General features: G+C 37.5%; 21 protein-coding genes and 1 pseudogene. 4 read left to right on the top strand and 18 right to left on the bottom strand.

Annotated elements, in window-relative coordinates; translation table 11 throughout:
* Positions 1 to 7 precede the first annotated feature (7 nt).
* From O0236_RS04640 to O0236_RS04630, 3 genes are read right to left on the bottom strand one after another with little or no spacing between them, the layout of a single operon-like run.
* Positions 8 to 2,455: a DNA translocase FtsK gene (locus O0236_RS04640; RefSeq protein WP_268912948.1), complete on the bottom strand. Its 2,448-nt coding sequence runs from the start codon at positions 2,453 to 2,455 to the stop codon at positions 8 to 10.
* A 24-nt stretch (positions 2,456 to 2,479) separates the two neighbouring features.
* A complete protein-coding gene (gene ytpR, locus O0236_RS04635) occupies positions 2,480 to 3,121 on the bottom strand; it encodes a YtpR family tRNA-binding protein (RefSeq protein WP_268912947.1) in 642 nt (213 codons plus the stop codon).
* A gap of 25 nt (positions 3,122 to 3,146) precedes the next feature.
* On the bottom strand, positions 3,147 to 3,467 hold the full coding sequence (locus O0236_RS04630) for a thioredoxin family protein (RefSeq protein ID WP_268912946.1): 321 nt from the start codon (positions 3,465 to 3,467) through the stop codon (positions 3,147 to 3,149).
* 99 nt (positions 3,468 to 3,566) lie between these two features.
* On the opposite strand from O0236_RS04630, the gene O0236_RS04625 reads away from it, so the two are divergent.
* Positions 3,567 to 3,890 (top strand): hypothetical protein, encoded by a 324-nt coding sequence (locus tag O0236_RS04625; RefSeq protein WP_268912945.1) that lies wholly within the window; start codon positions 3,567 to 3,569, stop codon positions 3,888 to 3,890.
* On the opposite strand, the gene trmB is transcribed toward O0236_RS04625, so the two are convergent.
* The 3 genes from trmB to O0236_RS04610 all read right to left on the bottom strand — a co-directional run bounded on the left by trmB (position 3,865) and on the right by O0236_RS04610 (position 6,535).
* Positions 3,865 to 4,521 carry a tRNA (guanosine(46)-N7)-methyltransferase TrmB gene (gene trmB, locus O0236_RS04620; RefSeq protein ID WP_268912944.1) on the bottom strand — a complete coding sequence of 219 codons (657 nt, stop codon included), beginning with the start codon at positions 4,519 to 4,521 and terminating at the stop codon, positions 3,865 to 3,867. The genes O0236_RS04625 and trmB overlap by 26 nt on opposite strands.
* A 63-nt stretch (positions 4,522 to 4,584) precedes the next feature.
* Complete coding sequence (locus O0236_RS04615) at positions 4,585 to 5,799, bottom strand: ABC transporter permease (protein WP_268912943.1); 1,215 nt, start codon at positions 5,797 to 5,799, stop codon at positions 4,585 to 4,587.
* Positions 5,792 to 6,535, bottom strand: coding sequence for an ABC transporter ATP-binding protein (locus tag O0236_RS04610; protein WP_329608919.1), 744 nt, complete (start codon positions 6,533 to 6,535; stop codon positions 5,792 to 5,794). Before O0236_RS04610 ends, O0236_RS04615 begins: the two co-directional genes overlap by 8 nt.
* 127 nt (positions 6,536 to 6,662) lie before the next feature.
* On the opposite strand from O0236_RS04610, the gene O0236_RS04605 reads away from it, so the two are divergent.
* The 3 genes from O0236_RS04605 (at position 6,663) to O0236_RS04595 (ending at position 8,431) form a co-directional block, all read left to right on the top strand.
* Positions 6,663 to 7,091, top strand: a complete 429-nt coding sequence (locus O0236_RS04605; RefSeq protein ID WP_268912941.1) for an HIT family protein — start codon at positions 6,663 to 6,665, stop codon at positions 7,089 to 7,091.
* Position 7,092: 1 nt separating this feature from the next.
* Positions 7,093 to 7,407 carry a hypothetical protein gene (locus O0236_RS04600; RefSeq protein WP_268912940.1) on the top strand — a complete coding sequence of 105 codons (315 nt, stop codon included), beginning with the start codon at positions 7,093 to 7,095 and terminating at the stop codon, positions 7,405 to 7,407.
* A 142-nt stretch (positions 7,408 to 7,549) separates the two neighbouring features.
* On the top strand, positions 7,550 to 8,431 hold the full coding sequence (locus O0236_RS04595; protein WP_268912939.1) for a peptidylprolyl isomerase PrsA: 882 nt from the start codon (positions 7,550 to 7,552) through the stop codon (positions 8,429 to 8,431).
* A 59-nt stretch (positions 8,432 to 8,490) separates the two neighbouring features.
* Here the strand turns inward: O0236_RS04595 and O0236_RS04590 are convergent, their stop codons facing one another.
* The 12 genes and pseudogenes from O0236_RS04590 to O0236_RS04535 form a co-directional block, all read right to left on the bottom strand.
* The gene (locus tag O0236_RS04590; protein ID WP_268912938.1) at positions 8,491 to 9,441 is read right to left on the bottom strand and encodes a 3'-5' exoribonuclease YhaM family protein; all 951 of its coding nucleotides are present in this window, start codon (positions 9,439 to 9,441) and stop codon (positions 8,491 to 8,493) included.
* A gap of 33 nt (positions 9,442 to 9,474) precedes the next feature.
* Positions 9,475 to 11,997 carry an AAA family ATPase gene (locus O0236_RS04585; RefSeq protein WP_268912937.1) on the bottom strand — a complete coding sequence of 841 codons (2,523 nt, stop codon included), beginning with the start codon at positions 11,995 to 11,997 and terminating at the stop codon, positions 9,475 to 9,477.
* A complete protein-coding gene (locus O0236_RS04580) occupies positions 11,994 to 13,223 on the bottom strand; it encodes a metallophosphoesterase family protein (RefSeq protein WP_268912936.1) in 1,230 nt (409 codons plus the stop codon). The genes O0236_RS04585 and O0236_RS04580 overlap by 4 nt, the downstream gene beginning before the upstream one ends.
* A gap of 75 nt (positions 13,224 to 13,298) precedes the next feature.
* Entirely contained in the window at positions 13,299 to 13,643 is a 345-nt protein-coding gene (locus O0236_RS04575) for a YlbF family regulator (protein WP_268912935.1), read from the bottom strand.
* A gap of 66 nt (positions 13,644 to 13,709) precedes the next feature.
* Positions 13,710 to 15,818: a PBP1A family penicillin-binding protein gene (locus tag O0236_RS04570; RefSeq protein WP_268912934.1), complete on the bottom strand. Its 2,109-nt coding sequence runs from the start codon at positions 15,816 to 15,818 to the stop codon at positions 13,710 to 13,712.
* A gap of 147 nt (positions 15,819 to 15,965) precedes the next feature.
* On the bottom strand, positions 15,966 to 17,657 hold the full coding sequence (argS, locus tag O0236_RS04565; RefSeq protein ID WP_268912933.1) for an arginine--tRNA ligase: 1,692 nt from the start codon (positions 17,655 to 17,657) through the stop codon (positions 15,966 to 15,968).
* A gap of 403 nt (positions 17,658 to 18,060) precedes the next feature.
* Positions 18,061 to 19,416, bottom strand: a complete 1,356-nt coding sequence (locus O0236_RS04560) for a threonine/serine ThrE exporter family protein (RefSeq protein ID WP_268912932.1) — start codon at positions 19,414 to 19,416, stop codon at positions 18,061 to 18,063.
* Between the two features lie 184 nt (positions 19,417 to 19,600).
* A pseudogene (locus O0236_RS04555) lies at positions 19,601 to 20,062 on the bottom strand (GNAT family N-acetyltransferase).
* A 110-nt stretch (positions 20,063 to 20,172) separates the two neighbouring features.
* Positions 20,173 to 20,814, bottom strand: coding sequence for a TetR/AcrR family transcriptional regulator (locus O0236_RS04550; protein ID WP_268912931.1), 642 nt, complete (start codon positions 20,812 to 20,814; stop codon positions 20,173 to 20,175).
* Between the two features lie 12 nt (positions 20,815 to 20,826).
* Positions 20,827 to 22,437 (bottom strand): ABC transporter permease, encoded by a 1,611-nt coding sequence (locus tag O0236_RS04545; RefSeq protein ID WP_268912930.1) that lies wholly within the window; start codon positions 22,435 to 22,437, stop codon positions 20,827 to 20,829.
* Positions 22,427 to 23,368 (bottom strand): ATP-binding cassette domain-containing protein, encoded by a 942-nt coding sequence (locus tag O0236_RS04540; RefSeq protein ID WP_268912929.1) that lies wholly within the window; start codon positions 23,366 to 23,368, stop codon positions 22,427 to 22,429. The genes O0236_RS04545 and O0236_RS04540 overlap by 11 nt, the downstream gene beginning before the upstream one ends.
* A 409-nt stretch (positions 23,369 to 23,777) precedes the next feature.
* Entirely contained in the window at positions 23,778 to 24,950 is a 1,173-nt protein-coding gene (locus O0236_RS04535; RefSeq protein WP_268912928.1) for an NADH-dependent flavin oxidoreductase, read from the bottom strand.
* Positions 24,951 to 25,070: the final 120 nt, after the last annotated feature.

The following is a 25,070-nucleotide window of genomic DNA, read 5'->3' as shown; positions in this document are numbered from 1 at the left end:
GTTATTTTTATTCTTGCTCACTATTCTTCCGATAGTAAATTTCTCTCGGCTTGGAACCGTGCTGTTCGGAAATATAATGTTGCTCTTCCAAATCATCAATAATCGTTGCAGCTCTATTATACCCGATTGAAAAGACTCGTTGAAGCTTTGAAGTAGAAATAGAGTCTTCCTCGGCAATATAATTTAAAACATCACCCATGATTGGGTCACTTTGCTCGGCTTCTTCGTAAGATTTTTTCAATGCTTCAGGAGAAAATTGATAATGTGGCTTACCTGTCTGTCTAACATAATCGATTACGCGATGAATCTCATCGTTCTTAACAAACGCTCCTTGTAGCCGAACTGGTTTTGAGGAACCGCTTTGCAAATAAAGCATGTCCCCTTTTCCAAGTAACTTTTCGGCACCAGAAGTATCTAAAATGGTTCGTGAATCGATCTGACTAGAAACAGCAAAAGCGATTCGAGTTGGAATATTATTCTTAATGGTTCCCGTAACAACATCCACACTAGGCCTTTGCGTAGCTACAATCAAGTGAATACCGGCAGCCCGTGCCTTTTGCGTGATTCTGGCAATATACATTTCTGTATCTTGAGAAGAAACCATCATTAAATCAGCTAATTCATCAATTACAATGAGAATATAAGGCATTTTCAAGCCATACTCTCCAGAATCCTCAGCTTTTTGGTTAAACTGTTTAATATTTTGAACCGAAGCAGCAGCCAGTTTTTCGTATCGTTCATCCATTTCTTTAGTAACCCATTTCAAAGCTTGAGTTGCTGTTTGTGGATCAGAAATAACTGGCGCCAACAAATGAGGTATGCCACTGTACATTGAAAGCTCAACTGCCTTAGGGTCAATCAAAAGCAGTTTCAAATCAGCTGGGCTAGCTTTATACATTAACGACGTTAATAAGCCATTAATAAACACACTTTTACCAGAACCGGTGGCCCCGGCAATCAACGCGTGTGGCATTTTTGAAATGTCCCCTACTACTGGGGTTCCAGAAATATCTTCACCAATTGCAGCGACTAATGAGGCTTGCTCGTTAACAAATTCTGGCGAATCAATAATCTCAGCCAAATTAACTGGTCTTGAATGTGGATTAGGAACTTCAATTCCGACTGTTGACTTGCCTGGAATTGGCGCCTCAATTCGAATATCTTTGGCAGCCAATGCAAGTTTAAGATCATCAACTAAATTGGTGATCCGACTAACTTTAACACCCAAAGCTAACTTGATTTCAAACTGAGTAATGGTTGGTCCGACAGTATAGTTAACCACTTCAGCATTGACTTTAAATGCCGACAAAGTTTGGTTCAACTTCGTAATTTGCTCCGTCACAAATGAATCGTTCAACTGAATGTTATCGGTTGGCTCTTTGTCCAGCAGAGTGATTGATGGTCGCCAATGTTCATTGAATTCAACTGGCGCATCATCCACTGAATTTTCTTGATCGGCCCGAGCATCTGAAACTTCACTTGCTTCGTTATGGCTGGTAAATGCGACTGACGATTGTAAATCTACCTGATCATTTTCAGGTTCATTAAAAGTATCCACCCGATTATCATAAGAACCAGTTTCTTTAGAATGGCGGTCAGTATCGTTTAACTTATTAGATCTTTGATGCAGCATCGCTTTGAATGATTTGCCAAGTCCTTTGCGAACCTTAACTTTCTTCGCGGCCCTTAGACTTGGTTGAGTTAGTGATTCTTCAACAGACGAATCATCTTCATCCATCTTCGAAGGATCCTCAACAGTAGTCATTGAAGTTTCAAAATTACTCTCTTGATAGTCGTTCATTGATTCAGCGGTATCAGTATCATCAATAGAATCCAATTGATTGTCCGTTTGATCATAAATATCTGGTTCAGAATCAGGTTCATTAAATTCTTCATTCGCCGAACTATCTGCCACCTCTTCATCCTCGACATCTTGATCATCTTGTGATGATACTTCAGTTGCTGAATTTGAATTATCGAGCCATTGATCATTAGGCAACGGTGCATTATCAGAATCACTTTCTCTAACAACCGGTTCCTCTTCAACGACAACTTGCCCAGATTGAGCATTTACTGTCGCATTATCTAAATCAAAATCATACTCATTCCCCACTGGACTAAATAAAATCAACTGATCTGGTTGAACAGCCAATTCAGTTTTAAATAAATCGTATAGTCCACGACGTCTGCTACCAGGAACGGCAGTTCTTTGGTTATTGCCTGGAGTTCGACGAATGCTTTTTTCACTCGGTAAATCATAAAATGAGCGAGCTGAGGCCAATACTTGTTGGCTAGTTTGCTCTCTTTTAGAAGTTTTGGTGCTTTCTTCTGGATGACTTACCTTTTTAATCTTAGATTGACGATCATCAGACTCTGTATTTAATTTTTTATTAGTTACTTCCTGCCGTTTTTCGCGTTTTCTACGAAAAAAAGCAGGGCCATCATAATGATTCATTGCAATCCCCTGCGTTTTTCTTTTTTAATCAAAAATGTGCTGACCTTTGTCAAAGTCAAAGGTATCACCAACTTCGCCAAAATCATTTGGCAAGATCAATGCTCCCTTTTTCTGTGGAGCATTGGCTAATCGTAATTCACGACCAGAAACAATCATGCCATCGCTCTCTACTCCACGAAGTTTACCAGGCCAAATTATTAATCCATCAGGCATCATAGCACCAACTTTGGCAACAACTACCTTGATATCTTCAGCCATGTTAGGTGAGCCACTAACGATTTGAAGCTCTTTTCCACCATCAACAACTGTAATGGTTACCTTCAAATGATCAGAATCAGGATGATCTTCCATCTTCTTCACATAGCCAATGACAAACTTAGGTTCTGGATCAAATTCAATATCTCCAGTAAAACCAGCAGCCACCAAAGCAGAATTTAGTTTGTCAACATCAGTAGCCGTTAATGGCGCTTGACCATTAACTCCTTCTAAGTCATCGAGAATCTGACTGGCATTAAAGAAGTTGTAACCTAACGTTTCATTAGATTCAACATCTGAAATTCGCACTATGTCATTCTTGATTTCTTGTTTTTGCTCTTTAGTGTCTGGACGTAAGATCACAATTAATGTGTCGCCCGTCCCCTTAGGATTATAACTTGCAATTAACATTTAAAAAACCTTTCCATACATCAATTTAATTAAGTGAGTTGATAAAATCTTCAACCTCTTTTTTTGTTTTACGGTCTCCGTTATTAAAACGACCGATTTCTTCGCCGTCAGAAAGCGCAACGAAACTTGGGATTCCCATGATACCCATTTCAGCAGCAAGATCGATATTTTCATCACGGTCAACTGTTAGAAATGTATAATCAGAAAATTCAGATTCGATTTCTGGCATAGCTGGCTTAATGAAGCGGCAATCAGGGCACCAGTCAGCAGTGAAGAATAGCATGTATTTGCCATCTTTGTGCTGATCTATGAGGTTGGCGTAGTTAGTTTTTTCAAGTACTTCCATTTGAAATCCCTTTTCTTTCTACTGAATGAATCAGTTAATTTACAAAGAGCAAGCTTGCTATATAATGTATCTAATAATTAAATTACTGGAGGCATCATGATGCAAGCTAAATCTCTTCTATACAGTTTATCACTTACTAGTATTTCTATGGTACTATTTGTCGCTAAAAAACTTGGTGATAATAAAAAACATCAGGCTTTAATGCGATCACTGCAAAACCGACTCATTAATAAGGTCAAGCCAACAATTGATGACTCTAATTTAACTTTCCTTGGTAGCTGGTTTGAACAGAACAGTAACAATGGTAAGCAAGCGTTTCACTTCGGATTAGACTACGAAGATAATTCAGCAAATGTTTTAATTCACGAGTATTACGCTGACCAATCTGGTGTTATCACTAGTCATCAGGTAACGATGAATTAAACTTGGCTACCAGTTTATAAATTGGTCCTTTGGGACTGAATTTCTGTTCATACTCTGTTTCGACGTTAGTAACTGCTTCTGGTGAATTATGCAGATCCAAACTAACGTATTCATAACTCATGCCATAGTTATTAAAACTAATCAATGAATACTCAAACAATCCACGATTATCAGTCTTAAATTCAATGGCACCGTCTTCTTGTAAGACTTCTTGATAGCTTTTCAAGAAACCTGGTGACGTCAATCGACGCTTTGCGTGACGAGATTTTGGCCATGGATCAGAGAAGTTAAGATAAATCTTTTCGATTTCGTGTTGGTTGAAAAATTCATTGACATCCCCACCGTCAGTCAAAACGAATTGAAGGTTAGGTGTTGGCGCTTCTAAAAATGTTCTTAATGCAGTGGCGATTACAGACTCTTGCAGTTCAATTCCAATAAAATTGATTTCAGGATGTTGTTTGGCCATTTCAATAATAAACTGACCCTTACCGGTACCAATTTCAACATGTAATGGTTGTTCCTTAGCAAATCTGGATTGCCATTTGCCTAAATAATTTTTCGGTTCTAGAACAATGTATTCTTGGTGGTCATTGATAAATGACGCTGCCCATGGTTTTTTTCTAACTCGCATTTTCTGCCTCTTTCTTTTTAATACATAAGTAAAGCTGGGGTTTAAATCACCTCAGCTTTTTAATTAACGTTTTATTGCAGCTCGTCTTAGTCGACTAGGAACATACCAGTAAATGAACCCGATCAATTCAATCACCTCTACGATGATTACTGAACCAATTGTCGTCCAATTACCCCAATTTGCGATTGCCACCGCGATGGCAAACAAAATGGCAGTGACCATTAACATATCCCTAATAACGATTTGAAAGCTTCTTAATTGATTCTTTTGGTCAATTGGATAAATGTGCACGAAGGCATTGTCATCAAAATGGTAATAAAATGGCACCAACTGAAAACCAATCAAATAGATAAATAATACAGCCAGAATAATTGGTAGCCAAGTTCCACTAACAAATAGAAGTAAAACTAAACCAATCACGGTTAATCTAACAAAGAGACCGCTCATTTCTGTATCTCTAATAATACCATGTGCATACAGGTACAAGTAAGTGTTTTCTGCTTTTGGTTTAATGCGATTTACTAACCAGTCAAGATAACGACGTCTTTTAACTGAACCACCGATCTCTTTGACATCAGTAAATAGATTGAAAAATGAATAGATCGTATGCATTCGACTATTCTCATCATCAATAGCATCTCGCCAGTCCACAGGAACATTGCCAGATAATTTTCTGGCGTACCACATCAATGTCAATAAGAAAATGATACTGATGATCATTCCCACAATTGAGTTAATGTAAAATGACGCTACCAACGTAATGATAGGCAAACAAAACCTAATAATCGTTCGATTAGCTAACCAAGTTTTAATTTTGAATTTTCTAACATAGTCGCTTAATAACCAAGTTATTTTTAATAATATCAATGATATCAATAAGAAAATCATCTGTACGTGCATGGTTCTTACCATGAATGGCATACTAATGAACCAAACGACGACCTGAACCACAATCGCAATTACTAAACTGTAATTAAACCCAGACTTAAAATATCTATGCATTTCCGATTCTTTAGGCAACCAGAACACATAATCTGGATCTTCTAGTAAAGTCGCTAGCCGACCAAGTTGCAAACTAGCAGTGAAAATAACTATCATCAACAGTGCAGCCCACCAAGTACCTTGATGAAGACTTTTTAAAACTCCTGAATAGTAATAACCTAAACCACCGATCATAAACATCAATGCCAAAACGAAGTAATCATTGAATACGAGACGAAGATACTTCAGCATTTCAGTTAAATGACTTGATAGTCTGTTTTTAAACAAACTATTCATCTCGTTCACCCTGCTGTTTTGCTAAGGTCAAATAAATGTCATTTAATGAATCTCCCGCCTCTGGAAATTCACCCTTAAGTTCATCTAGAGTTCCCTCAGTCCGAACCTGACCCTCATGAACCAGAACAAACCGATCACAATACTTTTCAGCAGTGTCTAGAACATGGGTTGACATCAAAATGCTAGCACCTTGACGTTTACGATCAGTAATAAGTTGTAGTAAATCACTAACAGCCAGTGGATCAAGGCCTAAGAATGGTTCATCGATGATAAACAGCTTGGCATTAGTCATAAATGCACAAACAATCATCACTTTTTGTCGCATTCCCTTTGAAAAGTTATCTGGGAACCAGTCTAATTTATTATCTAGCCTAAATGTTTTCAACAAAGCATGAGCTCGTTGCCAAGCTTCATCATGATCCAAACTATAAGCCATAATCGTCATTTCAATATGGTCTCTTAATGTGAGTTCCTTATAAACGATTGGCGATTCAGGAATATAGGCAATCTGTTCCTTATATTTCTTTAGATCTTGACTAATAGTCGTACCATTAATTTCAATTGAACCTGAAAAAGGAGTTAACAACCCAATAATATGATTGATCGTTGTTGATTTTCCGGCACCATTTAAACCGATAAGTCCTACTAACTCACCATCTTTGATGTCGAATGTAATATCTTTTAATACGGGGACTGAAGAATAGCCACCAACTAACTTATTGATTTTTAAAGCCAACATGCCACTTCCAATCGTATAAATTTACATCGACGATTATAACATAGGTCACTGAACTTTGAATTAGTGTTACGACTAAGCAATGTTATAATCGAAGTATAATGCATGAGAAAGAAGGTAAATTGCTATGAAAGATTGTATTTTTTGTAAGATTGTTGCGGGTGACATCCCCAGCTACACCATTTACGAAGATGATGTTGTCAAAGCTTTCTTAGATATTTCTCAAGGAACTCCAGGTCACACCTTGGTAATCCCAAAGAAACATGTTCCAAACATCTTTGAATATGACCCTGAACTAGCTGGAGAAGTATTCTCAAGAATTCCAAAAATTGCTCGTGCTGTCAAAGCATCAAATCCAGATATTCAAGGGATGAATATTGTGAATAATAACGGTCAGATTGCTTACCAATCAGTATTTCATTCACATTTCCACTTAGTTCCTCGTTATACTGATCATGATGATTTCAGCATGACATTCAAAGACAATTCCAATGAATACACCCCTGAACAATTAGAGGCTATTCAAAATTCAATTATTAAGGAACTGGGTAAGTAATATGAAAACATTGTTTAAGGTCGTCGGCAGTTCAGCCCTCCTTGCAGGTCTTTATTTATACTCAAGAAAAGAAACCCCGCAAGAATTTGTGGTGAATGCCAAAGAAAAGTTTACGCAAAAGAAAACTGATATTGTGAATTTCAAATCTGCGATGGATAATTTCAAAGATTCTCTCAATAATTTCTCAGAAAAATCAACGATCATCAATGACGTTATGAATGATATTCAAAGAGATATTGATGAAGCAATGTTTCAAATCGAACCTCGTCTTGAAGAGATTCAGAAGCATTCAGATGAGCTTAATGACATTGATTAAGTGAGATTTTAAGGTTGGTTTAATCTTTTTGAATATTTGTTTAAATTTAGCTGACGTTAGTGCATAGTAGCATTTGTATGTTATTATTTTTAGGAACGCTTGGTTTCAAGCCAAAAATCTGTAGAAATGGATGTGTTTATTTATGAAAAAATGGCTAATCGCTTTAGCCGGAGTATTACTTAGTTTTACTCTTGTTGCATGTGGTAGTAAATCAGTTGCCACAACTGATGGTGGTAAAATCACCGAAAGTGCTTATTACAGTAGTTTGAAAGGTACTTCAAGTGGTAAACAAGTACTTCAACAAATGATTTTGAACAAAGTATTGGAAAAACAATACGGCAACAAAGTTAAAGACTCTAAAGTTACTGATGCCTTTAACAAATACAAGAAACAATACGGTTCATCATTCAACGCTGTTCTACAACAAAATGGTATGACTGCTTCAGGTCTTAAGAATGATATTCGTTCTAACCTTCTTCTTCAAGAAGCCGTTAAGGATAATATCAAGATTACAGACGCTCAATTGAAGAAACAATTCAAGTCTTACCAACCAAAAGTAACTGTTAACCAAATTTTAGTTGCTAAGAAATCAACTGCTGAAAAAGTTATCAGTGAACTTAAGAACGGTAAGAGCTTCTCAAGCTTAGCTAAGAAGTATTCAACTGATTCTGCTACTAAGAACAAGGGTGGCCGTATCGCAGCCTTTGATAACACTAACACTTCACTTGATACTAACTTCAAGAAAGCTGCCTTCAAGTTGAACAACGGTCAATACACTAAGACCCCTGTTAAGACTCAATATGGTTACCAAGTAATTCAAATGGTAAACCATCCTAAGAAAGGTTCTTACAAAGATCACGAAAGTGAATTGAAGGACCAAATCGTTCAAAGCAAACTTCAAGACAGTGCAACTGTTAAGTCAGTCGTTTCAAAAGTCTTGAAGAAGGGTAACGTTCAAATTCAAGATAAAGACCTTCAAAACGTCTTAGCTGATTACCTTACTTCATCAAGTAGCAAGAAATAATCAGTAAATAATAAAAAGTGAGTAACTTTATAGTTGCTCACTTTTTTTGTACATATATTTTATTCGGTTTTGGTTGGTCGATAGAATCTTCTATTGTCCAGTCCAAAAATCTTATCAGAAAACTCCCCTGGCTGTGTCTGATTAATGGCCCTCTTCATCATCATGATTGAAGCATCCATTTCATCTAAATCATGGAGAATCTCTGCTTCTAGTAATTGTGGGCGTTCAGGCGAACCATATTCTTTTAGTCCGTGATGAGAAAGTACCATATGCCGCAATAACAATAAATCTTCGGAATCTTGTGAAATCCCTAAACTATCAGCAGCTTCAACGATCTCCGCATCAATAATACTTAGATGGCCTAGCAAATTACCTGCTAATGTGTATGTCGTCCCAACAGGTCCTGACAATTCAACAGTCTTACCTAAGTCATGCAATAAAGCTCCTGAATATAACAGCGGTGCATCAATACCACTGTACTGATCTACAATATGTTCAGCTAATCTAACGATCGATATCGTATGAAATGCTAATCCACCCTCATAGTCATGATGATTAGACTTAGCCGCTGGATATTCAAAGAACGCCTCGCCATGTCTTTTCAATAAGAATCTAACGATTCGACTGCAAGTCGCATTGGTAATGGAAAAGACGATTTGGTCAATTTCTGCTTTCATATCATAAATCTTGATTGGGGCCGATTGAACGAAATCATCCCGAACCAGGTGTTCATCAGCATTAGGTAAACTCATTGACGAAATTTTAATTTGGGGACTATTCAGATAACTTTCGCGTTTACCAGTTAAATGAACGATCGTCCCTGCAGTAAATTTTTCAACATCCTCATCACTTGCGTCCCAATACATTCCATTAATTTCACCGGATTTATCTTGAAAAGTCATAGCTAAAAATTGTTTGCCGTTTTTGGCCACTCGCTTTTCGGCCTTCTTTAAAATCACAAACATTTCAAATTCTTCATTTTCAGTTAAATCCATTAATTGTTTTGCCATAGTTACGCTCCTTTATAAAGAATCTTAGTTAAACTAAATTTTTAATTGAGCAATATTAACATCTTCAACCGGTTCATTGGCAGTTAAATAAATAACTTGGGTGCGTTCTGCGACCTTATTTAACAATTGATAAGCATTTTGTCTTCTTTGAGAATCAAAATTGACAAAACCATCGTCAATCACAATTGGCATTGGATAAGTATCAGCAAAATTGACCGCCATTGAGAGTACTAATGACAAGTAGAGTTGCTCCAAAGTTCCTCGGGACAATTCATTAATTTCAAAATTGTAGTCATTAATTGAAGTTACGGTAATCGAATCATCGAAATCAATTTTTTTATACTTCCCATTCGTTAAGAGGCCAAAGTATTCCGTAGCTTGATTCAAAATTTTAGGTAACCGCCCTTTGGATGCTATATCTAATACTCTACCAATAAACTGAGCACTAGTTGATAAGGCAACAAAGCTATGCACATCAGCAACAATCTCTGCCTTCATGTTTTCCAGTTGTTGATTTAACTGCTGGTACTCGCCATCCCTTACTAAATGATCGAGTCTAATTTGTTTCTCTGTGACTGCTCGTTCGTTTTCATTCAAAGATGCTTGTAATTCTGAAATATCTTTTCTGGCAGTTTCAACTTGATTTTGTAACGCGTCCAAATCATTATCGGCACTAATCGTTACTTTAGCAGACTGAATCTGTTCAGTTAATTGTTGACGCTTGGCCAATTGTTTCTCAATAACTTGTTGTCTAGCGTATTCTGCATCAAAATCAGCGCTCTTGGTTAACTGTCGTTCAGTTAAGAAATGATTGATTGTAGCATTGATCTTGTCTAAGCCAGCTTGTTGTTCTGTCAACATATTTTGCAACATAGTGAGCTTATTTTCGGTCGCTAGAGATTCATTCGATTCTTTTTGCCAACGACTGACACTTGTTCTAATAACTTCTAGTCGTTCAGAATATGGAGCACCAGCTGACATTGCCAACCAATCGTTGGCAAATTGCCATTGGTTGAAGTAATTTTTTACATCAGCGTCAATTTGTTTTGAAGCAGTTGTTAGTTGCTCAATTTCGTTTTGTAAGTCATTGATTTGTGATAAAACATTTTGGATTGGCAACCATTCATCTTCTGGAATGTTACCCAATTCAAATTTTCGTCCAATATCGTCCAAACGAGCTTGCACAGAAGCTTCGTCGATCATTTTATCTGGAGCAGCCTTTGAATGACCGATTCCAAAGTAATAAGCGAATGCAGCCCCAGCAACAATGCCAATTAACTTAACCAACACCGAACTCATAAACAAGCCGATAATTGCAATTAACACACCTATCCCCAACATCATTGGATTAGTGATAGTCAACGTTTGCTTGTTAGTACTGCGACTTTGTTGATAATTTTCTGCCTGTGCCTTATCGTCCAACAAACCAGAAACCTTTTGTTTTGTTTCCTCATCAAATGGTGCAGGTAACGGATCGACCAAATTATGCTCGGACATAAGCGAGTTAATTTTTTCTTGGTTGCTGTTTTTACTCTCTTGATTATACGTTAAGTGCGATACTTTATCCTGAATAGAAACCGCGTCTAACAAGAGGTCTGTAATTTGTCCTTCATTTTGTCTATAAAAAGTTGCAGCTGGTGACAATGTAACTGCCAGTTGCGGATCAGTCAGCTGGTCTTTGATTTTAACGAACTCTTTTTCACTCTGATTTTTTTCTGCCAGATAAGCTGCGAATTGGTTCTTGTCCTTATCTGAAAAACCATCCTTTAAATCTGACTGATTTACTTCAGGTAACTGTTGTAATTCTGTCAATAATGGAATGGTTCTGGCTTGAGATTCTAACTTACTTAGTCTTGATTGCTCTGTCTTCAATTTTGATTGCAAGTCGCCATTCTTTTGGCTCTGAATCTGAATATCATTAGTTAATTGCTGGTATTCAGCAAAGTTTTCCTTCGCTTCATCCACTTGTTTGCTTAATTGATCATAGTCTCGCAACTTCTGATTTATTTGTCGCTTGGTTCCTTTTTTAGCAAACATAGCAGAAGCTTGACTATCAAAATCAGCGCTTAAATCAAATAGTTTATTTGCACCGGTAACCCCGAGTTCTTGAATCCGTTGACGGAGTTCCGTGATATCCATCTTGTATAAATCACTTTGAGCATATTCACCAAAATAAAACAGATTATCGTAAATATCTCTGTCGATGGGTGCGATCATTTCTTCAAAATCTTCTTTGGTCAGTTCAATATCTTTGCTGAGATTAAAGAATCGCACTTTACCACCATGAGTTCCCTTAGTTCTGATTACTCGATATTGCTGATTAGATTCTTCAAAGTAGATTTCGCCACCATATTTGCTACCATCCTTTGGAATGTATTTTCCATGAACGGCCTGTCGGCTGGTTTGAAAACCGAATAATATTGACTTGATAAAATCGACGATTGTTGATTTGCCGGCCTCATTTGCGCCAATAATCATTTGAATCGGTGCATTTAATTCAATGGTTTGATCTGACCACTTACCATAACCGTAAATTTCTAACTTCTGAATTATCAATTCTCTGTGTCCTCCTGGCCATAGTTAACCTTCTCACTGATTAATTGTTGACTAGTTTGCAGAATTTCATCAACTGATTCTGAATTATTTAAATCATCCAAAATAAAATCATAGTTGCCGAACAAATTCTTGTACTCATCAATAGTTTGACCATTCAGCACATCTGTCGTTGCCTGATCAAAAAATTCTTGATCCAGTGGAGTATCAATCTTAGAATCATTTACCTGATACTTAAGTGACACCACGAAGGCATACAATGATGAAAGTTCCTTTGAGTTAGCCGATTGAATAACCGCTAAAAGGTCTCCATTGTTAATGTTCATGCTGATTTCTGCGTTTGGCCGTTCTGTTTTAAAAACAACTCTGACTAATGTGGTAGTCGTTAATTGCAATTCAGCTAATCGAGACATGGTAGTCTCAACAATTTGATTGGTATCAAGATTGTCCACATCAATGGTAAGCAATTGCCAATCAATTACTGCGGTTTTCTTAAATTCAGGGACTAACTTGTCTCCTTGACTAGAAACTAGCAAATACCCCTTATCTCCACTTTCATTGATACTTCTTCCCTGACTATTGCCAGAGTAATTGATAGTCTTGGCATCATTTAAAGATTGTCGCTTATGAATATGACCTAATGCCCAGTAATCGTAGTGTTTGCTTTCTAATTGGCCAACTGAAAATGGCGCATAATTGGCCTCTGGAGAATCAATTGAATCGGCACTACCATGCATGATTCCAATTGCCCAATCACTATTGCCCTTAACTGGAAAACTGTCAGCATAGCTTTCATGAATCCACTGATTTTTAAAGCTAAATCCTGATAAGTCTACAGTTTGACCATTATCTAACGTAATCTCTTTAGTGGTTACTTCATTACTAAATACGTGAACATTATCCGGATAACTTAATGTTTTGTTGTCAAAATTAAAGAAATCATGATTTCCAAAAATCAAAAATACGGGGATATTACGTTCATCTAGTAATTTAAATTGGTCGTTAATAAATGCATCGGCAGCAATACTTCGTTCATTTCTATCAAATAAATCTCCAGCAATAATCACGAAATCTACTTCGTTTGAGATAGCATCCGCCACAATTTGTTTAAATGAGTTGAAAGTTGACTCTTTGATTGCCGTTTCAAGTTTAGCCGGCAAGTTACTCTTTTGAATCAGTCCAGAGAAAGGACTGTCTAGGTGAATATCAGCTGCATGAATAAACTTCATTGTTATCTCCTTTTTAATATATGTACAAAAAAACACCGCAATTAGCGAATCGCTCACTAACTTTGGTGCTCTTCTTTAATTACGATATAAATCAACGATTGGTTGAGTCACGATTTTGTTGATATCGTTCAATAAGTTGTTGAGTGCTTGCTCTTTATTCATGAGATCAGTAATTTTACCATTAGTGCTCATTTGTTGAGCCATAGTTTGAGCTTGAGTCAATTCATCTTCAGATGGTTGTTGGCCAGAAGCTTGTTTTTGTTGTAAAGACATTTGCATGTTTTGGAAATTTTCAAACAATTCAAAGGTGTCTTTATCAGCTTTTAATGTGGCGTAAGCTTCACTTAATTCTTTGAATTCTGGTGCTTCTGTTACTTGAGCTTGTAATGCACTTGCAGCATTTTTAATATCGTCAGTCATAAATATCCACCTTAATTATTAGTTAGTAATAGTTTAACATATATTGACCATCTCACTCAGAGATTTTTAATTACCGCCACCAAACAAGCTCTTAGCGCCGTCAATCAAATCTTTCGCTTTGTCTTCTAAGGCGCTACCAACTTGATTAGCTTTATCCTGAATTGTATTCCAAACGGAATTATTCGAGTTGTTATTCTTCTCTTTAGCTAATGTCGATGCATCTTCTGTATCAAAACTAGAATTCTTAGTGTATGGAAGCATCGTCTGCATTTCATTTCTAAATAATGCTCCAACACCAGTCCCACTTAAGTTTTCCAAATGGTGAGTGGAATTTGTGCTATCAAATCCTTCCCATGTGGCAACAACTAAGTCAGGAGTGTATCCGATAATCCATTTATCCTTAGTGGCATCGCTAGAGCCAGTATTATCAGCTTCAGTACTACCAGTCTTTCCGGCCACTGAGTAGCCATAAGGTTTGGCATCGACACCGGTACCATTGTTAAAGACTCCTAACATCATACTAGTCATTTCCTTGGCAATTCCAGAAGACATAATCTGGCGACCACTTTGGGTCTGAGTATTATCGACAATGACCTTACCAGTTGAATCAACAATTTTTCTGATATAAAACGGCTTCATCACCTTACCACCATTGGCAAAGGCTGTGTATGCTCCCGCCATTTGTTGTGGTGAAACACCAGTCGATAATCCACCAAGGGCTAAGGCTAAGTTCTTGTCGTTCTTAGTAACCGGAATGTTGAAGTTCTTAACTGAGTCATACCCTTTGTTGACCCCAATTTGGTTTAACAACCAAACGGCTGGCGCATTCATTGATTGTGCAAGAGCCTCATACATTGGCACGCTACCTTGATACTGATTGTCATAATTCTTGGGGGTGTAATGATTTGAACCATATGATTTCTTCTTGTCTACTAGACTAGAATCATACTTGTACCCTGCTTGCAAAGCGGGTGTATAGACAGCTAATGGTTTCATCGTCGATCCAGGTTGTCGCTTGATCTGATTAGCACGGTTAAATCCTCTAAAAACATGTTGCCCACGACCACCAACAACAGCACTAACTCCACCAGTTGTTGGTGATACAGCAACAGAAGCTGCTTGCACTTGAATACCGTCAGCTGCATTGGCTGGGAACAAAAGATTATTATCAAAGTTTTGTTGCATTGCAGCTTGTTGGTTTTGATTTAAATTAGTATAGATTCTGTAACCCTTATTCATGATTTCAGACTCTGTTAAGCCGTACTTATCAATTGCTTCATCAATAACTGAATCAAAGTAATATGGGTACTTGTAACCGTCTTTTCGAACATAAGTATCATTTAACTCAATTGGCGTTGATTTATAGTAATTCGCCTGACTCTGAGTTATTTTTTTGTTTTCAACCATTAATTGCAAAACTACATTCCGCCGATCTCTAGCCGCAACAGGATGATCAATCGGATTAAACGCACTAGGAGAAGTTAACATCCCCGCTAACACAGCCGAGTCTGCTGGGTTAAGTTGTGATGCATTCTTACCAAAGTATTTTTGAGAAGCATCTTGCACTCCCCAAACCCCGTTACCAAAGTACGCGTTGTTCAAGTACATAGTCAAAATTTGGTGTTTCGTGTAATCATTTTCTACTTGAATCGATAGGAATAGTTCCTTTAATTTTCTCGTGAAGGTCTGCTCTTGTGAAAGATAGGCATTCTTCACCAGTTGTTGCGTTAAAGTACTACCACCACCACTGATATAATCTCGTCCTAATATCTTGTTCTTTATTAAGAGCAATACCGCACGAGCCATACCTTTCACTGAGAAACCATATTCGTGATAAAAATTACGATCCTCGGTTGATAAAACCGCCTTAGGAATATTGCTTGAAATCCGGTTAAGATTCACATAAGTCCCTTTTTGAGCGTATAGTTCCCCCGCCTTTTTATTATTGACATCAAAAATCTCAGTTGTTTTTGATAATGAAGACTCAAGATTATCAACATGGGCAGTTTTCGCCATATAAGTTAAATATGAACTTAAACAAAGAATAAGCATTAAAACAACAACCGTCATCCATTTGAGTAAATGAAACTTCTTATTCACTCGTCGTACACGTTGATGAATCGGCTTTATCTTGGCTTTAAATCTTTGAAAAAAGCCTGAAGAATTGTTATTCATACATGATCTCCTTTTATATTACTTGGATATTGTATCACAACGAGTTCATTCGGCCTCATTCCAGTAAAAAAGTTAAATTACTTTTTAAAAAATTTAAGTAATCCGTTAACAAATAAAAAAGCCTGCCAAATGGCAGGCTTTAAAAAATTACATTTCATCAGGTGCTTTAACACCAAGCAAGTTAAGTGATTCTTTTAGAACGATTGAAACGGCTTTAACTAATGATAATCTGCCGGCTAATCCTTCGTCGTCACCCAAAATGGTTGAGTGAGCGTAATACTTGTTAAATGCTTTAGCAAGTCTCAATGAATACTTAGCGATTTCTGATGGTTCGAAATCAACGCAAGCACTCTTAACAACTTCTGGGAAGTCTTGTAGAGTTCTGATAGTTTCCCAAGCATTTTCATCTGTAATTGATTTGTCAGCAGTGTGGAAATCAACTTCGCCGGCCTTTTTCAAGATACTTTCAGCACGGGCGTGTGAGTATTGAACGTAAGGTCCAGTCTCACCTTCAAATCTAAGTTGGTCTTCAAGGACGAAGTCAATGTTATTTGTACGTTCGTTCTTCAAATCACCAAAGATAATGGCACCAACTCCGACTTCTTTAGCAACTTCTTCTTTGTTAGGAAGATCTGGGTTCTTAGATTCGATTTGTTTTTGAGCCAAATCAATTGCTTCATCCAATACTTCATCCAAAAGAATAATTCTTCCTGAACGAGTTGAAAGCTTCTTTCCATTAACAGTAATCAAACCAAATGGAATATGGTGAAGATTTTCTGCAGATGGCAAGCCCATTTCAAGCAAGACTGCTTTTAATTGTTGGAAGTAGTAAGTTTGTTCTGAACCAACGACGTATAAGTTCATTGCTGGTTTGTAAGTGTGATCACGGTAAATTGCAGTTGCAATATCACGAGTGATGTAAAGAGTTGCACCATCACTCTTAAGAATCAAAGCAGGGTTCAAGTCGTACTTATCAAGCTTAACAACTTGGGCACCTTGTGATTCTTCAAGAAGACCTTTGTCCTTTAAGATATCGATACCAGCTTGCATCTTGTCGTTGTAGAATGCTTCACCATTGTAAGTATCGAAATCAACACCCAACTTGTCATAGATTTGATTGAATGCCTTCAATGATTCGTCACGGAACCATTGCCATAGGTATGTGGCTTCCTCATCACCGTCTTCAAGCTTCTTGAACCATTCACGAGCTTCATCATCTAATTCAGGATGCTCTTTGTCTTCTTTATGGAATTTAACGTAATACTTAACTAAGTTGTTGATTGGGTCAGCTTTAACATCATCTTCGTTACCCCATTTTTTATAGGCAACGATTAATTTACCGAATTGAGTTCCCCAGTCACCCAAGTGATTATCTTTGATTGGATGGTAACCATTCTTAACCAAGATTTTAGCAATTGAGTTACCAATAACTGTTGAACGCAAGTGACCCATTGAGATTGGCTTTGCGATATTAGGTGATGACATATCAATAGGAACGTTGCCACCTTTTCCTAAATCATTTTGGCCATATGCAGCGCCTTCTTCAAGGACATCTGTAATGACTTCATTACTCATGTGGGCTTTGTTAAGGAAGAAGTTAATGTAGGCTCCCTTAACTTCAACATTGTCATATGATGAAGTATCGATTTTGGAAACCAATTCTTCAGCAATCATGTTGGGTGCCTTGTGTAGCACTTTTGCCAAAGTAAATGCTGGGAATGCTAAGTCTCCCATAGCAAGATCTTTGGGTGTTTCTAACTTTTGGTAAACTTCAGCTGAAGTTAATTCACCGTCTAATGCACCTAAAATTGAATTTGTAACTTGCGCTTTATAATCCATATCATAACCTCCAAAAAAATTGTATAAAAAAAGTCCCTTGCAACATAAACCAGATTGCAAGAGACGAGATAAACCCGCGGTACCACTCTAATTGATATAAATATATCCGCTTAATTATTAACTTTAAAATTCTAAAGAGCGCGCTTCACTAAATCTTACTATCCGGCTCCCATCAACCCGAATTCGCTACAAATAAGTAATTTAGTTACTCTTCTCTTATCATTGAATCACTTTTATGTCACAACTGAATCATAACCAATTGACCCATTGAATGTCAATGTTTTAGTTCAATGACTTAAGTGATTGTCCCGTATTACTAATACAGAACAGACAACATCATATCATATCCGCTTCTCGATGTCAGCAACAAATTATTTCTTTTTGCTTAGCTTCATTCAGGATATTAATCAAAATGCCGCCAATCACGATCCAGCAAGAATCTAGCAACGAATAATCCAAGTGGTAAAAACATAATTATCAAGATGGCTTTGGTTAACCACAATGCCCCTAAACCAATCGTGTTCAATCCGATGTAGTAAATTCCTCGGTAAATGTAAAGACCGGGAACCATAATAACAATTGATGGGACGGTCAATGAAATCCTTGGATAACCATTGTATTTGTTGATAAATGAGGCCAATAGTCCAGCTAGTAAAGCGCCAATAAATGCTGCTGCACTGGCTGGAATGTTGGTTAAGTCAACCAATTCCAAACGTAAAGTATTAGCAACTGCTCCAATCAATCCAGCAGTAATGGCCATCCTTTGACTGCTATTAAACATCATTGAGAAACCATAGACCCCACAGAAACTAGCCGGAATTCTTAATAACATCAATGGCAGCACACCTAAGCCTAACGGTGCAAAATTTTCAGGCTGAAAATCAACCATCATGGCGACCAACCAGCCAACTAGACTGGCAATAACTGTAATCATCGTCGCATAAGCCAAACGTTCCAAGCCCGACCGCATATCTAACTTAGTAATATCTAAAATACTAGTGATAAACGGAAAACCAGGAATCACGAAAAGCATCGAACCAATGTAGCCAGCTTCATGATGGCCACCAATATGTAAACCGTACTCTAATCCTTTGAAGATTATGAAATATGCCAGACAAGCAACCGCAACACCGATTGCAGTGTCAGCGACCGTAGTTAAATGGTGATCGATCATCTTACGACGGACGTAATTACCGATTCCCGCACCGAAGAAACAACATAGCATTTCAATTGGTCCGCCTCCAAGAAGAAAAATGAAGGCTGCACACGCCATTGCAGCTGCTCCACCTGCAACCAACGCAGAATAATTACCAGGCTTTTTTTGAATTTTATCTAAAAATCTATGAATTTCTTGAATTGATAATTGTGAGAATTTGCTCTCAAAATCATTCACAAAATGCTCCATAGTATTTAGTTTATCGGTATTAACACCTGTACTTGGTAATGCCAATGTTTGTGAATAGCTATGTTCCTGGTCAAAACAAGTATATTCGATCGAAGTCAAACCAATATCTGCTGAACAAGTTATGCCAAGTGCTCTAGCGATCTTATTCATTCCATCACGAACCCGCCATGCCCCTGTTCCACATGATAACATTTGAATACCAACCCGACCAACAATTGAAGATTTATCCTTCACTGAGGCCTTAGTCGATGGGACATCTTCACCACCGATTATTTTGCCCCACTGAATCGTCATGTGATGCTTATTTGATAAATGATAGGTTCCATTCGATGTAATCTTTTTTGAATTATCCATTGACCATCTGACTCTCCCAACTAACCTAATGACTTGAAACATCAGGTTATTCTCTTTGTCACAACACTATTAATCATAGGATTATTTTTGACAATGCGCAACATGCAAAAGACAGTTAAAGGCTAATTAGACAGCATTCTAGCGGACATCAACGATTTACTTGTGAAATTCACCGGCAACTGACTTACTTGATAACTTTCCTCAAACGAACCATATCTCGCAATTTTAGATTGTTTTCAATGATTGGTTTTTCATAATGAATAGTGAAAAAATCATAATCTATTCCCGTCACACGAAAACCTGATTTTTAATACAAATAATGTTGGGCTAAACTAGTCGTGCCCGTTCCAATTTCAAGTGAGATATAGTGATTACTTCTAGCATATTCCTCAGCAAACATCAGAAGTTGACGACCAATCCCTTGGTTTCTAAATTCTGCTATCACAGCGATATTAACGACTTCCAATGTGTCAGGTCGTGTGGGTAATAGAACCAATATTCCTACTAAATCACTTTCATCCCTAGCTTCAAAACAAAATGCTCTCTGAACATATCTTTCAATTAACTGCTTGTTAGGATCTGCTTCTAACAACAATTGATAATGTTGATCCGTGATATTTTTTAAAGGTGTTATTTTTATATCCATTGTGGTCGCTCCTTAACGATGTCTTCGTTATCCATTACCTCAAAGTATAAAAAAACACCCAACCTCAATACTCTGAGATCAGGTGTTTACAATCTAAAAAAAACTAACATTTACTTTGAACTAATTCCTCGCTCAAATATCCCCATGTAACCTTTTGCATGTTCAATAATATCAGTCATTTGACTCAAGTCACCATCAGGATGCTGTTCCATATACGCTTTAGTTTCTTCACCAATCTGAAGCATGATTGCATTAAACATACCCTGCACAACTTTCATATCCACATCATCACGGATATCAAGACGATCAAGAACAGGCCCACTAAGTTCCATGGCTTGGTTCAAATTCACACCAACAACTTGATGCACCGATTCACGATTTTCATCATTAAAATCATTGACATCGCTATACGCATCCAGCAAAATTTTAAACTCGTCAGGAAACTTAATTTGTAACTGCATTTTGTACTTAGTTGCTCTGACGATCATCTCTGTCAGGTCATGAGAATCTTTCCAAACAGAAAGATCTGCATAACGCATAATATTATCAACCGCAAATTGTAATGTACTTTTATACAAGCCAAACTTACTATCATAATATCTAAAAATGATACCCTTTGACACTTTCGCCATTTCAGCGATTTGATCAACTTTTGTCCTCTGATATCGTTTATCCGCAAACACTTTGAGCGAATTAGTCAATATTCTTTCAACTTTTTGTGGATCTTTAGGCACCTGTTTTGTAGATTCCATACTTTAAACCCCTTAACTTAAGTCTCTTCGTTGATATCTCCAGATACCTACTGCAATTAAAACAACTGTTATTAATATCAACACACCGAAATAACCATAATCAACTTGATGCACTGGGACCTTGTTTGCCCAGCCAAATGCAGTAAATTTCTTCGCCCATTCTGGTAATTTTAATAGGCTACCTAAATACATAGAATAGATTCCATAAAAGACATATATCCATGATGCAAGTGCTCCTTTAGGCCACATACCAACGAAAAATGCTGAAATTGCCACTGCCGTCAAAATTGTTGGACTGTAAGCAATAAACGCATTCAAATAAATTTGAAAGCCTAACTTACCATGATTTAAAACAGCATTTCCAGCCAGATACAGTCCCATTAAAGATGCGATAAAACTCAGTTCACCAGCAATAATGGCTGTAATTAAATAACTACCAAAGACATGGACTCTCGAAACTTGCTTAGCAAAAATATTTTCAAGATAACCTTTTGTTTGGTCTTTTTTTAGGCTATTCATCGCTTGAATCGCTGGGATTGCAGCTAATCCAACGCAAACAATTGTAATCACTGAAACAAAGTTAAGCAATATTTGGTGATTTGCAGCATTTACCGCAGCTTTGCCGAATACCGTTTGCATAGTCGGATTCGTTTTTAAAATATTGCCAATCGTATTAAAAATTGATCCATAAGTAGTGCCCAGAATGAATAAGCCGATGATCCAAACAATAATGCTGGTCCGATGAAGTTGCATAACCAAAGTAATCGGTCCTCTCAAGAAGGAACTCGCGTTTGCCCGTCCTGGCCTAGTAGCTATGAGACCAGAACCAATGTCTCTATGTTGATTGGCAAACAACACTAGCGCCCAAACTACAAGACTCACAACACCTAATATCCAAACTGGCCGCCAGTCATTATTATGAAAAGCAGAAATTTTTTCAATAATTCCAAACGGATTGAGCCACGTGGCGCTTGGTTTCTTTAAATCAGTGTACATTCTCAAAATATAGAATAAACCGAAAATTCCATAGCTGATTGTCGTCGCATTGCGACTATTATCTGCAATTTGTGCGCTTAACAATCCCACCATACCAAAAAACAATCCTACTGAAGCTAAAACCATTCCCAATAGCCAAGACCCATTGGTATCAATGCCTTGCATCCCACTGAATTGAATTCCGATACTAAATAGAATCCCCACTACAACGTTTATTAATAGTAGCTCAAGTGAAACGGCTAAAATATTTGCCATCCGTCCAATTGAATGGGAGGCTAGCAATTCAGTTAAACCACTATCCTCTTCATTTCTGGAACCCCGAATTGCGAAGTAAATATTCATGATGACCATCATCAATGCCATGAAAATAAGCATTTCGGTGCCGAAAACATCAGCACTTTGTTTCATTGGGGTATTGAATTTACCAAATAAGGCAATCATCGCTGGCGATTTTAACGTATTTTCAATGGCCGCTATCGAACTCGAAGTACCATAGATTCCTTCAAACTTGTAGGCCACTGAGGCCATCAATCCTGCCAAAACAAGAATCCAAGCAACTAGACTCCACCTATCTCGACGAAGTCCAAATCGTGTCAAAAAAACAGTTTTATCAAAATTATTTTTCATGATCACTCACCCCGGAGCTATCCTGATCAGAGCTTTGCTTGTAATAACGTAAGAACAAATCTTCTAAAGTAGGTGGCGTACTTTGTAATGCCAGAATGCCTTTGGTCGTTAAATACTGCATTATGGTTTCGATATTGTCAGAATCCACTGCAAATGTCACTTTGTTTGCTATTTGTGGACTTTGACTGAGATTTTGCACCGCTGGATTTTCATCCAAATCATCAATATTTTCCTTAGTTGTGACAGTAATCTGAGTTCTGGTTAAATGGCGCATATCGTCTAAAGTTCCGGTCTCAATGATTTCACCATCTCGAATAATGCCAATTCGATCACACATCCGCTCAACTTCTGAAAGGATGTGACTGGAAAGTAAAATACTTTTTCCTTCTTGCTTTAATTGCAGCACTTCTTGTTGAAAAATTTCTTCCATCAAGGGATCTAACCCTGAGGTGGGCTCATCAAAAATGTACAAATCAGCATCCGTTGAGAAAGCCGCCACTAAAGCCACTTTTTGGCGATTACCTTTGGAATAGGTTCGCGCCTTTTTGGTAATATCTAAATCAAATTTACCGATTAATTCATCGGTTCGTTTGGTGTGGCGGTTATCATTCATCTTCAAGAATAAATCGATAATCTCGCCACCAGTTAAATTGGGCCACAAATAAACGTCTCCTGGCACATACGCAATTCTTTTATGGATAGAAACTCGGTTGGCCCACACGTCTTCGCCGAAGATAGTAGCTTCGCCGTCAGTGCGCTTCAGAATTCCCAATAAAGTTCGAATCGTAGTCGACTTACCGGCACCATTTGGGCCAATAAATCCAAAGACTTCGCCTTTATTTACATCAAAAGTAATATTTTTCAGTGCCTGAAATTTTCCAAATGTCTTTTGTAAATGATCTAAGTGTAAAACCACATTATCGGTTGCCATAATAGTGCCTCCTTATATTTGTCTAGATTATATTTCTTATTGACCGACGAGTCAATGACTTAGCAGTCAATATAATTTACATTCAGTAAATACGGCAAGAAATCTTAATTTCTCAAGATATTTACCTAAAAAAATACCTGACCTCAATTACTTGAGGTCAGGTATCATTTTTAGATATTTACTTTTATATATTCTAATTCAACTCAGATAATCGACTCTGAGACCATTTAGTGTTCAGTTAATGTCAACGAATTATCATCTGAACCTCGCAAAATATAATCTGGTCACTAGAGTTCCCGACCACAATTACCTGAGATTGAACCAAAACCAATATTTATTAACACATTTTAATTGAGTTGTGTATCACTTTAATTCGTCTAATGCTTAATGAAAATCTGCAAATTGTTCTTTAGTTTCCTTCCAGTGATCCAAGGTGTCCTTTAAAATCATCCTTTGCCACGTCTTGACCGACGATATGCATATCTGTATGCAACATATCCAAAAACTCTTTAAACGACGGATTGATCCCTAATTCTGGATAATCTTGAAGAGCAACTGTGTATCGAATAGCATCTTCTTGTCCAGACTCAACCTTTTGCACCCAATGTGGCTCACGTAGACTTTCACGACCTAATGCCACGAAGTCGATGCCAGCATCCATAACCTTCTCAGCATCCTGAGGTGTCTCAACGGAACCAACTGAAATCAGTGGTAAACGACCGTTGATTTGTCGTTTGATTTTCTCAATAAGTGGCTCGTTATCGTCTTTGTTGTTCAATGAAGTTCTCCAGGCGTTACCCATTGAGATATGCAAATAGTCAATCCCTTGATCTGCAAGCACCTCAACAAACTTCAAAGTATCTTCAATGCGAATTCCTGGTTCCTCAATCTCCTCTGGAGAAATCCGGTAACCAACAATAAATGGTGAAGAAGCGTTTTCCTTAATTACTTGGTTAACTTTTTTGATAATTTCAAGTGCGAATGTCATTCGCTTATCAACCGTGCCGCCCCACTTATCAGTTCTGCGATTTGAGTGTGGCGAAAAGAACTGTTGCATCAAATAAGTGTTGGCACCATGTAATTCAATGCCATCAAATCCCGCAACGATTGCTCGACGAGTTGCCTGACCAAAGTCCTCGATAATTTGTTCGATTTCCTCATTGGTTAACTCTTCAGGAGTCTCTGCGTTAGGACGTTTGGCCGCAACGGCGCTGGCACTAACGATTGGCTCGCCTCGAAGAATTTTTGAATTACTCATTCTACCAGCATGGAAAATCTGCAAAATAGCTTTGGTACCATTACGTTTAACTGTTGAAGATAGCTTCTTCAAACCTGGCAAGAACTTGTCGTCAGCAACGGAAAATTCTCCCTCAAATCCCTTACCATTTGCAGATACATTAGCAACTGGAATAATAAACATCCCAGCACCACCTGTATGAAGATCAAAGTAATGCAATTCATCCATTGATATCGTGCCATCCTGTAAAGCTGACGCTTCAGTCATTGGTGGAATCACAATTCTATTCTTAATCTGAACCCCATTCTGAAATGTATAAGGTTGCAAAAATTTATACTTAGGCATCGTGCCATCTCCTCTGATAAATTATTTGGTAACTTGACGTGCTCATTAATTCTAACTAAAAGTAAGTAATCAGTGAAGTAGGCACTTTAATTTTCCTTAGTTACTTATAAGTAATAAATT

The organism is Lentilactobacillus sp. SPB1-3 (assembly GCF_026913205.2).
Lineage (GTDB): Bacteria > Bacillota > Bacilli > Lactobacillales > Lactobacillaceae > Lentilactobacillus > Lentilactobacillus terminaliae.
The sequence above is the reverse complement of the archived record's forward strand: the minus strand, read 5'-3'. Positions and strand labels throughout refer to the sequence as shown.